Here is a 12,092-nt window from a genome sequence, read left to right as displayed (position 1 = left end):
GAGACGCGCCATGGCGCGTCTCTACATTATGTTCCTGATAAGGGTTCTGGTCTGATCACCAAGCGTATTGGTCTATCTGTCAGAAGCACTTTGCACGAGGCTTCTGCTAAATAAAATTTTTAGCTAGCTACAACTTGAATGTTGACTGTTGCTGTCACGTCAGCATACAGCTTAATTTCAGCCTCATAAGTACCTAACTGACCAATATCGGGTATGGTAATACCACGCCGATCTACTTCCAGTCCTGTGGTTTGTTGAATCACATCTGCCACGTCTTGGCTGGTGACAGTACCGAAAATAGCTTCGCCTTCACCAGCCTGCTTAGCAATTTTGAAGCTTTCAACTTTTTCCAAAGCTGCTTTTTGCTCTTGAGCCTGTTGCTTGAATTCTAATTGCCGCTGGCGTTCTAACTCGCGGCGACGTTCGACTTGCTTAAGAATACCAGGAGTGGCACGAGTTGCCAAACTTCTGGGAATGAGATAATTACGAGCATAGCCAGGAGCAACTTCTACTAAGTCGCCAGATTTGCCTAGCTTGATGATATCTTGAGTTAAAACTAACTGTACACGTTTCGCCATCGTTGTTCTTTTTTCTGTGCTTTCTCTAAAATCTTAATTGCTTGGGCAACAGCCGGATAGTTCACCTGAGTGTAGCTGTCTTCCAAGGAGCTTTGCGTATAGCCCGAAACTTACAAATCATAGCGAAATGCAGGGCGCGATCGCAACTCTTCCCTGCACGAAAAATCAATTTAGTGTCAGAACTCAGAAGTCAGAACTCAGAACTCAGGAGAAAAAACTTACATCACCAAGGTTTGAACCTATTTCTAACTGTATAGTTATTTCTGTCGTCCTATACTACTTTCTGAGCGTCCTTGTATTGTATTCTTTAGACAAATATGTAGAGACGCTTCAAACAGCGCGTCTGTACAATGACTAAAATTTATCTTTCATTCCTCGTATCCACGCAAAGGTTTGCACCGAGTCGCGATTGTTAGCAGCTGATTGTAATGCTGGTTGCTCCCAGCGTAAAAACGGATTTGTGCGTTTTTCCACCCCCAAAAGCGAGGGAACAGTCGCTTCTTTCCGACTCCGGGACGCCTTCACCTCATCGTAACGGGTTTGTAAGTCGGCGTTTTGTGCATCTACGGTGAGGGCGAATTTTAGATTGTTCAGAGTGTATTCGTGGGCGCACCAGACGCGGGTATCATCAGGTAATGAGCGGAGTTTGCTTAAGGAGTCTACCATTTGCGTTGGTGTCCCTTCAAACAAGCGACCACAACCACCAGCAAACAGAGTATCGCCGCAGAATAACTCACCTGTCTCACCTGGGTTTTCTGGAGGAAAATAATAGGCAATATGAGCGCGAGTATGTCCAGGAACGAAGATTACCTCAGCTGTTCTTTGTGCAAATTGGACGCGATCGCCTTGTTGTAAAAACACTTGCTGTCCTGGTATTCTCCCTTTATCTTCAGCCCCACCATAAACTGTCACATCAGGGAATTGTTGCATCAGTTCGCGGTTCCCTCCTACATGGTCATTATGATGGTGTGTGTTAAAAATCGCCACCAACGACGCCTTTAATTCGTTCAGTTTCTGCAAAACTGGTTTTGCTTCGGCTGGATCGACAACAGCAGCAATATTTTGGTTTGGATCGTGCAGCACAAAGATGTAATTATCTGAAAGTGCTGCTAAACGGATGACCTGCATTTCCTCTGCCTCCTTATTGAAACACTCGTCTTGCTGGTAAAGTCTCGTTCGGACGCAAATTCCATTCGCCTAGGCAATCTTGCACAAGTGTCATCTATCATATTTTTTCTTTGACGAGAGCTTGAACAGCCCATGATCCATCATAATTTATGACCATACTTTTACTGAAAACCTATTTATCCCTGGTACTAGTGCAGCGTAGTGGAAATAACTATCCACTTGAAAAAGCTTAAAAAGCTTACTGTACAAGCAATATTCCTACCCTACGGCAATAGCTCTGCCCTACAGCATAGCTGAGGAATTGCACTACTACCATCAATTTATGAGTAAAATTTCTCTGGGAGTAACAGCAAATACAAAGTTATAGTTATTTCGTTTATTTTGTCTTTTCAAGATACTAAAATTTTGCAGAATTAGGAACCAAATAGCAAAAAGCAATATGCAATGAATTATACTCTATAATAATGCAAAAATACTATGTTATACCTTGAATGTAGAAAAAAAGTTCATGAAATCTTAACTAAATAGGTTTCCGGTTAGAAATATGTTAGTCATATCTGCAAAATCTGGACAATTAGGCAATAGGCTGCTACTTTTTGCTAACTTTATAGCTTTCGCTAAAGAAAATAAATTCACAGTATTGAATCCAGCATTTGAAGAATATGCTGAGTTTTTTCAGTCAACAGCTAAAGATTTTCTCTGTTGCTATCCTGCTCCTCTATTGTCAATACCAGGAAATAAAAAAATACGCCAATACTACTATAATTTCAATCGTTCTCTAGCTGAAAGCGGACGCTTCAATACCATTGACATTAAGCGAGATAAACCATTTAATTGGAGTCGGTCTAATATAGTTGAACAGTTAAAACCGAAGTCACTCAACTTCTTCAAAGGTTGGCTATTTCGAGATGGATGGTTTGTCGATGAGACAGCAAATCTCCGGAAACACGGTGATGCTATTCGTGCATACTTCCAACCTCTAAAAAAATATCAAGAAAATATTGCAAAACTGATATCCAGTATTAGGAATGGAACGGATATCCTCATAGGAGTTCATATTCGTCAAGGAGATTATCGACAGCATCAAGATGGCAGGTATTTTTATCAAGCTCACCAGTATTTAAAGGTTATGGAGTCAGTGCGATCGCTATTTCCTCATAAAAAAGTCACTTTTTTGATTTGCTCTAATGAGAAGCAAGAGGCGGATTCTTTCCAACATTTATCTTATGTCTATGGAAATAATCATATTATTGAGGATATGTATGCCTTAGCAGAATGCGACTATATTATAGGTCCTCCCAGTAGTTATACTATGTGGGCGTCTTTTTATGGAGAACGACCACTTTACATGATTAGGGATGTGAATAAAGCTTTAGAACTTAAAGATTTTGTTCATTATTATCAATGGCAAGGGGTGTTTCACTATAACGATGACTGGAGCAAAAGTTTTTGGGAATGGACGCATTAATAATTCAAAAGTCAAAATTCAAAGTTCAAAATTATCTCGATACATATTAAATGTCTAAAGATTTTATGGCAAAAGAAAGGAGAGGGTTTATTACAATCTTGACAGGTCTTTACTCTTTTCAAGATTGTGTTCATTTTTTAGCTGCAGTCAGGAAGTTTCATCAAGAACCAATCATTATTTTAATTGACCGTGTACCCAAAGTTCTATATCCTTTGCTTCTCGCTTTTAAAAATATCATCTTGAAACCGGCTCCCACCAATGAAAATACAGTTTTGGCATCACGACTAGCAAAATTAGCTTTGTATGAATCTTCGGAATTTGACAAAACAATCTACTTAGATTCCGATATTTGCTTACTTACAGATATTAATGATGTCTTTGAGTATTTGGATGATTATGATTTTTTATTAACTGAAGATGTACAACCTTATATTGTTAAAGCTACAAATTTGTTAAGAGGTAATCAACAAGAAAATTTACCCAATGTTTTGCCAACCCTACAATCTGTTGGTCTACCGCTCAAGGAAGATAGCATTCAGTATAATGGCGGTTTTATGGCTTTTCGCAAAACAGAAACGACCAAGGTATTTTTTGAGGAATTTAAACGTTATTTTGAAATAGTGAAAAACAATCAAGAGAAATTGTTATTAAAAGACCAAGGGGCTTTTGCTTCAGCTATTGAAACTGTCCGCCCTAAAATGAAAATACTACCACCTACATACAATTATCTAAGTAAATGGAAGGATTATTATAAAATTGAAGGACAAATTAAGGTGCTTCACTGTACTTATCCTTACAGACCTCAGTACGCTAAAGACATTACTCGTTCTTTTTATACTAGAGTATTTGACAAATTGGCAAAAGTATTTTTACCCAATCAAGTGAGAAATCCTTGGCGTGTTAAATAAAAATAAGTATTGCCATGCAATATTTTTTTTGATTACATAAATATAATGAGAACAAAAGTTTCACTAGTTGTGAGCGACCTGTCCGGAGGCGGAAGTGTTCGGGCATTTTTACTAGCTCAAGTACTTAAAAGTCTTAATTATCAAGTAGAAATTGTCGGTTTTCTTTACGGAAAAGAATTGTATGCAATTCCTCCTTCTGGAATTGAGATTATTTCCATTCCTGGTACAAATTATCCTAAGTTTTTTGGCTCCATTCCGAAGCTTTTAGAAAAATTAGATGGAGATATTATTTATGCAGTAAAACCCAAGCCGACAAGTTTTGGTGTACCTTTACTTAAAAAATTCAGGACTCGTCGTCCTTTACTGTTAGATATGGATGACTGGGAACTGAGTTGGTATGGTGGTTTTGAATGGAAGTATCATCCTAGTCTTAAGCAATTTTATCGGGACATTTTCAAAAAAAATGGTGCATTGAGATTTCCCGATCATCCTTTGTATCTACAGTGGATGGAAGCAAGAGTGCAAAATGCAGATGCACTAACTATAGATACTGCGTTTCTTAAAGAACGTTTTGGCGGTGTTTATTTGCCTAATGGCAAAGATACTGCAATGTTTGATCCTGATAAATATAACCCAGAAGCAAGCAGAGAACGTTATGGTCTTTCTGATTATCGAGTTCTCATGTTTCCTGGCGCACCACGACCTCATAAGGGGGTTGAAGATGTTTTAATGGCGTTGGATCAGTTGAATCAGCCAGATATAAGACTCGTCATTGTCGGTGGTAGCCCTTACGATGATTATGACGATAAACTCATTCAAAAATGGGGACGTTGGATTATAAAATTACCAAAATTCCCTGTGGAGGTTATGCCTGAAATTGTAGCAGCTGCTCATATCGTGGTTGTTCCTCAGCGAGATACTCTGACTGCTCGCGCCCAGTTTCCGCTAAAGTTGACAGATGGAATGGCAATGGCTAAACCTGTATTGTCAACACGAGTAGGAGATATTCCAGAAATTTTAGGCGAAACAGGTTATTTGGTTGACCCCAGTTCTCCGGAACAAATTGCAGAGCAAATTCAGTGTATATTTCAGGATTTAGAGTCAGCTAACGAGCGAGGCTCAAAGGCGAGAGCAAGATGCATAGAAAAATATAGCATAGAGACTATGGGGTCTACCTTAAAGTCGGTGATTGCTAAGTTGTGAGCTAAAAGATAAGTTCTGTTTTTCATTTGAGATGAAATGATTGAAAATAAGTTCACAAATAATAAGTACATTGTGATAAACATTCCTGATGTCAACCAGTAAGCTACTACTAAGATTTGCTAAACCTTATCCAGTTGTAATTTTCCTAACAATTCTCTTAGGATTTTCTGGAGCTTTATTTAATGGTGTGAGTACGGCTCTGATTGTGCCTGTGATTCTCAGGATTGTAGGACAAGAAGTAGATTTAAGCGGTGCTCCTGACATTATCAAAAAAATCATGTATCCATTTGATAATATTCCAGAAGATTACCGCTTATTGGTCATGGCGGGGGCAATTATATTCACAATTTTATTGAAAAATTTAGCAAGTTACGCGAGTACGTTGGCTTCTAGTAGTTTAACGCGTCGGCTGACTTCTGATATGCGTGAAGCAGGCTTACAGTTATTGCTAGAAATCGATATAGATTATTACACCAAGATGAAAGTTGGTGATTTAATTAACAGCCTTGGTGGAGAAATTGGTCGTGCCGCCACTGCTATAGGTAGTATAGTTAAGTTAATTATTCTTGGAATAACAATTCTAGTTTTCGTTGGCTTACTGCTGTCAATTTCTTGGGAATTGACAATTGCTTCTACAATTTTGCTGTCTCTTGTAACGTTAGTCAACCAATATGCTATTTCCCGTTCTAAGAAGTTTGGCAAGCAGCTGAGCGATATGTCTAAAGCATATTCAATCTCTGTGCTAGAAACCCTCAACGGAATTCGTTTGGTGAAGGCAACGGGTAATGAACAAAAAGAATTTTATCGGATTAAGAAGCTGATTCGCGATCGCGAAAAAGCAGATTTTCAGTCTCAGATCAATTCTGAGGCAATAGCACCCGTGAGTGAAGTCATGGGTATTACAGCCATACTCCTGATTGTCTTTTTAAGTCGCACGTTCTTTGCACAGCAAATTACGTCGCTTTCCGCTGTCATGCTCACATATTTATTAGTCCTGTTGCGAGTACTACCTTTGATTTCTCAGCTTAATACCATTCGTAGTAGCTTTGCCAGTACCGCTAGCAGCGTGGAAGTTGTTGCTGACTTTTTACGTCTGGATAATAAGCCGTTGATGGGTAACGGTAAAATACCGTACACAAAATTACAAAAGGGAATACATTTCAAGTGGCTTTCCTTTGCCTACCCTGGTCATGATAAGTTAGTGATAAAAGATGTAAATTTATACATAGCGCGCGGTACGACACTGGCTTTGGTAGGAAGTTCTGGTGCAGGTAAATCGACACTGGTAGACCTTTTACCCAGATTTTATGATCCCACATCTGGCTGTATTACTATCGACGGCGTGGATTTACGCGATTTCGAGTTGAAATCGTTGCGAAAGGCAATGGGAATTGTCAGTCAAGATACCTTCCTGTTCAATGATACAGTGCGGAAAAACATTGGGTATGGACGACCGGAGGCGACAGACGAAGAAATCATGATTGCAGCCAAGCGGGCAAATGCTTATGAGTTTATTATCAAATTGCCCGAGGGATTTGATACCTTGATTGGCGATCGCGGTGTCATGTTGTCTGGAGGACAAAGACAACGCCTTGCTATAGCGCGTGCTTTGCTACAAGACCCAGAAATTTTGATTTTAGACGAAGCAACCAGCGCTTTAGATACCGTTTCCGAACGTTTAGTCCAAAGTGCGCTGGATGATTTGAGTCGCGATCGCACAACTTTAGTGATTGCTCACCGCCTTTCCACAGTGCAAAAAGCCGACCAAATCGCCGTACTCGATCAAGGACGCGTGGTAGAGGTGGGAAACCATAAAGAACTTTTACAAAAAGGTGGTTTCTACTCGCGCCTGTACGCAATGCAATTTGCTGACAAGTCAGAAACAACTAGCAAACGTAAGCAAAGCTTAATCCGCGTTTCTCACGAAATTCGTACACGGCTTAACTCAATGCTTGGCTTTTTACGCTTATTAATTGATGATATGGCAGACAATTCCCAAGAGCGGCAGGAATTAATTGAAGAATCCTACAAATCTGCCTTGAGAATTCTCAATACTCTAGATGTTTTTGATGATATTGTTAACCTACAGAAAAACTGGCAATTTTCAGCAACAGAAGAAAATAACGGCGTCGCTCCGGGACATGACACTTTGAAGGTTGTAACTGAGGAGCTGAGAACAAACCTTAATCCTATGCTTGGCTCTCTCCGCTCCCTTGCCGATAATTTAGTAGACACGCCCCAAAAACAAAATCAAATCCTTTCAGAAGCTTATCACTATGCTATGCATCTACTTGATAAATTAGAGCATTTTGAGGATAGTGTAAAAGTCTAAAATTATGAAAAATGCTGCTTTTAAAAAATATTATATTTTTTTTATTAGAGAAGAGTTACCAAAACCAGAAGCTCACTTAGTTCAGTCTACAAATTCGGCAAACGCTGCTGCAAACTTAGGTTACTTAACGATTTTGGTCTATCCCTACAAAGGATTAGCAGCATTCAACCCAATTGATTTAGTTCTGCCTTTTCGTCCTAGAAAAACACCAAAAAGTTTGGTGAAATATTACAACCTCCAAGACAAACTAAAAGTTGCTCCTCTACCGATGCCTTGGCCCATCGATTATTTGCCAAGCAAATTCACAGACTCTAACACCATCGCTTCCAAGTATTATTTGCCGTTTCACATATTGCCCCAAACCAAAATTGTCCACAGTCGGGACTGGAACTTTGTGAAAGCTGCTGTAAAAAATGGAGTTCCAGCAATTTACGAACACCACCACCACGAAGAAAAGTTATTTGAACCAGAAATAGTTAATAGTCCGCTGTTTCAAATTTCTATCACAGTTGCAGATACAATCCGGGAAACCATGATTCAAAATGGTATGCCACCGGAAAAAGTCATTAAGTTGCACAATGGCTTTAATCGCCTGTTTATGATTAGGCATCCGGAAAAAGCAACCCAGTGGCGTCAAAAACTTTTGGTTGATGGGCGCTCACATCTAATCGTGTATTCGGGAGCACTACAGCAATTTAAAGGCATCGAAATCCTGATTGATGTAGCTCGTCAAATGCCAAATGTTCAATTTGCTTGTGCAGGTGGCAAGGAAAACGAGGTAGTACACTATCAGCAATTAGCAAAAGAAAAGCAGGTGAACAACATTATATTCTTGGGCTACATCTTACAAGAAGATTTGGCATCTTTGCTCCAAGCAGCTGATGTTTTAGCTCACCCTCATTGTTCGGGAAAAGCAGCGACATTCACCTCTCCTCTAAAATTGTTTGACTACTTTGCCTCTGGAACTCCGATTGTGGCGACGGAAATTCCCTCGTTAATCGAGTTTAGAAATACGAAGGCGATCGCTGCTTGGTGCGAACCAGATAATCCCAGTAAATTTGCTCAAGCAGTGGCGCAGGTTTTAGAAACTTATCCTAGGAAAATAGAAGGTTACCAAGATAGTGTCAATTTTGTTAAGCAGTTTTCTTGGGAAAATCGAGCGGCAAAAATTTTGAGTTACGTTGATGAATCTTTTCGTCCACCTCTTGTTGCATAAGCAATTCGTAACAAATAACAGACGCGCTATGGCACGTCTCTACAACTAAGACGCGCCATGGCGCGTCTCTACAACTAACACCTAACAACTAAAAAAATGGCTATAAAAACTGTTGGCATGATGAGCAGCTATCAAAATCTTGATAAAAGATGCGATTGGCTGTGGCAACAAACGCCTCATCAATTTGGTGTATGGGGCAGTATACAAATGCAGACGCTTGCACCCAAGCCAGATTTTTTGCTAATGTATCAATTTGATTTTCCCCAACCTACACAACAGAAATCTTGGTTAAATTCGTTTCGTAAACAACAGCAAAAATCTCAATTAAACATCGATTCTTTACTACGCGGCGTCAGCAAAGAACGGGTGATTTATCTGCTCCGAGAACCACCATTAGATGAGGTTGTTGAAAGAAACAAACAGAATTATCAGCAGGCGCAGAAATATTGTGGCTACGTTTCCGGACCCGATGATTTTGCTCCCACACCTGATTATATGCCTGCAATTTGGTATCACAGCAACTCATTTCGTGAATTAAATGAAATGCCACCTCCAGAAAAGGTTGCATCTTGCAGTTGGATTACCTCTGGAATCAGCCGCACAGCTAACCATCGCCAACGATTACAGTTTTTGCAGTCCTTACAAGCCAGTGGAATTAAGTTTGATTTGTACGGGCGCGGCTTACCTGCATGGGCGACAACACCACGAGAGTTAGGTAACAAATGGTATGGCATGGCACCCTATTATTACAATCTGGCGATTGAAAACTATGCCGACAATAATTGGTATGTCAGTGAAAAACTTTGGGATGCAATTCTTGCATGGTGTCTGCCAATTTACTATGGTGGGCCAGCTGCTGATAAATTATTGCCACCAGGAAGTTTTCTGCGCTTACCCAGCTTGGATGAAAAAGGCATTGCCTACATACGAGAAGTAACTGCTACCCCTGATGCTTGGTATGCAGCAAAAGAAGCGATAAGCGAAGCCAGACAAATTATCCTCCACAAACTAAATCTTCTCAACTGGCTTTCAGAATTTGTTGCCAAATTCTCGTAATGAGTTTTCATATCATGTTCGTATTTGTAGTAAGGACTTTAGTCCTTGCATGACACCAAAGAGGACTAAAGTCCTCACTACGAATTTCCTTTGTCCCCTTCTCCAGAAAAATATGGATGGTATTTGTACCCTCGCTAATGACCGAGTTTACGACCAACTCGTTGCCCTACTTAATAGCATTGAGGCAATTTATGGGCAAAAAATGCCCGTTTGCGTCTATCCCTACGACGACAACACAGCCCGAATTGCTGCGGAAATTGCTCGCCGCCCTAATGTACAACTTTACGATCATCAAGATTCAATTCAGCAATGGGATGAGTTTGTCCGCAATATTTGGGATACTCATCCTACCGCGCAAGAGCATTGGCGGCAAATTGGTAGTGACAAATATTATCGAGTCGGCACCCATAGACGTTACTGTGCCTTTGATGCTCCTTTTGACCGCTTTGTATACATGGATGCTGATACTTTATTAATGAGTTCCTTAGAGCAAGTTTTTGCTCAACTCAATCAATATGACTGGGTGGTGTATGACTTCCAGTTTAAAGATTTATCTCATGTCTATAATACCTCATCGACTAAATTAAGGGAATTATTTACACCAGAAAGACTGCAAACAAAAATATTTTGTTCGGGCTTTTATGCCTCCAAAAAAGATATATTTGATACTCACAAGCGTTCATGGCTGCTGGAGAAATTGCGACAAGGAGAAGCAGAAATTCTTTATGATATGGCTCCTGACCAAACAATTCTTAACTACATGGTCATGCGGTCAGGCATCTCTAGCTATAATTTTGCTCACCAGCTTATTGAAAGTGAAAAAACTGGCTGTTGCGTTACTTCTTCTCATTTTCAAGCAAAAGACAATATCTTGTATGACAAAGGTAATCGGTTAACTTATATTCACTATATCGGTTTGTCGTCTAAGTTATTTAGTCGGGTTTGTGCTGGGGAAAATATTGATTTCCCTTACCGGGAAATTTTCTTGCACTATCGCTATCTGCACGAACCAGACAAGCGACCAAAGTTCAAGAGTAAGCCCAAAGCTTACAATGCACCTCCGAGTTTAGCTACGCGAATTTTAAGAAAGATAGGATTAGCAGGTTGAGGATTATTCAATGACTAGGGGAATTTATATTATTGCTAACGATAAGGTGACTGACCAGGCGATCGCACTACTTAATAGTATCCGGTTGCATGATGCAGAAACACCTATTGTCATGATTCCTTACGATGACAATTATCACAGCATTGCAGATACACTTAACCAGCATTATGGAGTAAAAATATACGAAGACTTAGATTTTATCGATAGATTATCAAAAAAATTACATGATGTTTTTGGAAATAAGTTTTTTGCCCGTCCCAATCAATTTCGCAAGCAAGCTTGTTGGTTTGGACCATTTGATGAGTTTTTGTACATAGATACAGATATAGTTGTCTTTGAAAAAATCATTGACAATCTTAACTATCTGGCTGAATATGATTTTATTTGTTGTGATTATCAACACGCAGGAGGCATTAAGAATGTCTTCACACAGAAAGTTTTAGAAGAAAAAGTATTTACTGAAACTGAAGTTAAAGATATTTTCAACGGTGGTTTCTGGGGTTCAAAGAAAAACACTATCTCAGAACAGGATTTGTATGAAACCTTTGCCGAGTGCGCCGCCCATCCAGAATACTTTGATTTTTCCCAAAAAACTTCCGACCAACCGATTATTAATTATATGCTCCTCAAACGGATTCCACGCCGCTTCAACATTGTCTGCCGGAAAGGGAAAGCACCAGGAAATTGGGGAGGAAGCCCTCATTTTCAGACTCAGGGAAATATACTGATTGACCCTTCAGTTAATCAACCCCTACAATACCTTCACTGGGCTGGTATTCGGATTGAACCTGGTTGTCCCTACTGGAATATTTGGGAATATTACCGCAATCTTAATCCTGCACTCCCACCTGCAGTTTTCCCACCAAAAGCAAAGAAAAGTCAGTGGCAGCAAACATTGGATAATCTAAAGAATCAATTAAGGCAAATCAAAGCTAAGTTATAGCTATTTCCATAGCTTATCAGTAGGATAGCCACTGCCCACCTTATCAAAGTGGCTGACTCAGATCTTGCACCCAACAAGAGCCAGAGGCTCTAATATCTCGTTACCAGGTTGAACCTGGTAACGAGGGTTTGGAGCCTCTGACGACTCACTGT

Annotated in this window: 10 protein-coding genes; 8 read left to right on the top strand and 2 right to left on the bottom strand. The window is 39.9% G+C overall.

The window, feature by feature from the left end; all coding sequences use genetic code 11:
* Positions 1-119 precede the first annotated feature (119 nt).
* Together rplI and gloB are read right to left on the bottom strand one after the other, a co-directional pair.
* Positions 120-578, bottom strand: a complete 459-nt coding sequence (gene rplI, locus ACM0OZ_RS08870) for a 50S ribosomal protein L9 (RefSeq protein WP_414582425.1) — start codon at positions 576-578, stop codon at positions 120-122.
* A 354-nt stretch (positions 579-932) separates the two neighbouring features.
* Complete coding sequence (gene gloB / locus ACM0OZ_RS08865) at positions 933-1,706, bottom strand: hydroxyacylglutathione hydrolase (RefSeq protein WP_414582424.1); 774 nt, start codon at positions 1,704-1,706, stop codon at positions 933-935.
* A 544-nt stretch (positions 1,707-2,250) separates the two neighbouring features.
* On the opposite strand from gloB, the gene ACM0OZ_RS08860 reads away from it, so the two are divergent.
* The 8 genes from ACM0OZ_RS08860 (at position 2,251) to ACM0OZ_RS08825 (ending at position 11,940) form a co-directional block, all read left to right on the top strand.
* Complete coding sequence (locus ACM0OZ_RS08860) at positions 2,251-3,174, top strand: alpha-1,2-fucosyltransferase (protein ID WP_414582423.1); 924 nt, start codon at positions 2,251-2,253, stop codon at positions 3,172-3,174.
* A gap of 65 nt (positions 3,175-3,239) precedes the next feature.
* The gene (locus ACM0OZ_RS08855) at positions 3,240-4,082 is read left to right on the top strand and encodes a putative nucleotide-diphospho-sugar transferase (protein WP_414582446.1); all 843 of its coding nucleotides are present in this window, start codon (positions 3,240-3,242) and stop codon (positions 4,080-4,082) included.
* Between the two features lie 45 nt (positions 4,083-4,127).
* Entirely contained in the window at positions 4,128-5,285 is a 1,158-nt protein-coding gene (locus ACM0OZ_RS08850; protein ID WP_414582421.1) for a glycosyltransferase family 4 protein, read from the top strand.
* An 88-nt stretch (positions 5,286-5,373) separates the two neighbouring features.
* Positions 5,374-7,617 (top strand): ATP-binding cassette domain-containing protein, encoded by a 2,244-nt coding sequence (locus ACM0OZ_RS08845; RefSeq protein WP_414582419.1) that lies wholly within the window; start codon positions 5,374-5,376, stop codon positions 7,615-7,617.
* Positions 7,618-7,621: 4 nt separating this feature from the next.
* Positions 7,622-8,833: a glycosyltransferase family 4 protein gene (locus tag ACM0OZ_RS08840; RefSeq protein ID WP_414582418.1), complete on the top strand. Its 1,212-nt coding sequence runs from the start codon at positions 7,622-7,624 to the stop codon at positions 8,831-8,833.
* A gap of 96 nt (positions 8,834-8,929) precedes the next feature.
* Positions 8,930-9,889, top strand: a complete 960-nt coding sequence (locus ACM0OZ_RS08835) for a glycosyltransferase family 10 domain-containing protein (RefSeq protein ID WP_414582417.1) — start codon at positions 8,930-8,932, stop codon at positions 9,887-9,889.
* A gap of 112 nt (positions 9,890-10,001) precedes the next feature.
* Positions 10,002-10,997 (top strand): Npun_R2821/Npun_R2822 family protein, encoded by a 996-nt coding sequence (locus tag ACM0OZ_RS08830; RefSeq protein WP_414582416.1) that lies wholly within the window; start codon positions 10,002-10,004, stop codon positions 10,995-10,997.
* A gap of 10 nt (positions 10,998-11,007) precedes the next feature.
* The gene (locus tag ACM0OZ_RS08825; protein WP_414582415.1) at positions 11,008-11,940 is read left to right on the top strand and encodes an Npun_R2821/Npun_R2822 family protein; all 933 of its coding nucleotides are present in this window, start codon (positions 11,008-11,010) and stop codon (positions 11,938-11,940) included.
* The last annotated feature ends 152 nt before the right edge of the window (positions 11,941-12,092 follow it).

The sequence above is a fragment of the Scytonema sp. PCC 10023 genome (genome assembly GCF_963920835.1).
Taxonomy (GTDB): Bacteria; Cyanobacteriota; Cyanobacteriia; order Cyanobacteriales; family Nostocaceae; genus Kalymmatonema.
The sequence above is the reverse complement of the archived record's forward strand: the minus strand, read 5'-3'. Positions and strand labels throughout refer to the sequence as shown.

What these genes read in the sequence shown, in the direction of transcription:
- ACM0OZ_RS08860 (WP_414582423.1), top strand. Translation starts at nt 2,251, where the DNA reads ATGTTAGTCATATCTGCAAAATCTGGACAATTAGGCAATAGGCTGCTA.
- rplI (WP_414582425.1), bottom strand. Translation starts at nt 578, where the DNA reads ATGGCGAAACGTGTACAGTTAGTTTTAACTCAAGATATCATCAAGCTA.
- ACM0OZ_RS08850 (WP_414582421.1), top strand. Translation starts at nt 4,128, where the DNA reads ATGAGAACAAAAGTTTCACTAGTTGTGAGCGACCTGTCCGGAGGCGGA.
- ACM0OZ_RS08845 (WP_414582419.1), top strand. Translation starts at nt 5,374, where the DNA reads ATGTCAACCAGTAAGCTACTACTAAGATTTGCTAAACCTTATCCAGTT.
- gloB (WP_414582424.1), bottom strand. Translation starts at nt 1,706, where the DNA reads ATGCAGGTCATCCGTTTAGCAGCACTTTCAGATAATTACATCTTTGTG.
- ACM0OZ_RS08840 (WP_414582418.1), top strand. Translation starts at nt 7,622, where the DNA reads ATGAAAAATGCTGCTTTTAAAAAATATTATATTTTTTTTATTAGAGAA.
- ACM0OZ_RS08830 (WP_414582416.1), top strand. Translation starts at nt 10,002, where the DNA reads ATGGATGGTATTTGTACCCTCGCTAATGACCGAGTTTACGACCAACTC.
- ACM0OZ_RS08855 (WP_414582446.1), top strand. Translation starts at nt 3,240, where the DNA reads ATGGCAAAAGAAAGGAGAGGGTTTATTACAATCTTGACAGGTCTTTAC.
- ACM0OZ_RS08835 (WP_414582417.1), top strand. Translation starts at nt 8,930, where the DNA reads ATGGCTATAAAAACTGTTGGCATGATGAGCAGCTATCAAAATCTTGAT.
- ACM0OZ_RS08825 (WP_414582415.1), top strand. Translation starts at nt 11,008, where the DNA reads ATGACTAGGGGAATTTATATTATTGCTAACGATAAGGTGACTGACCAG.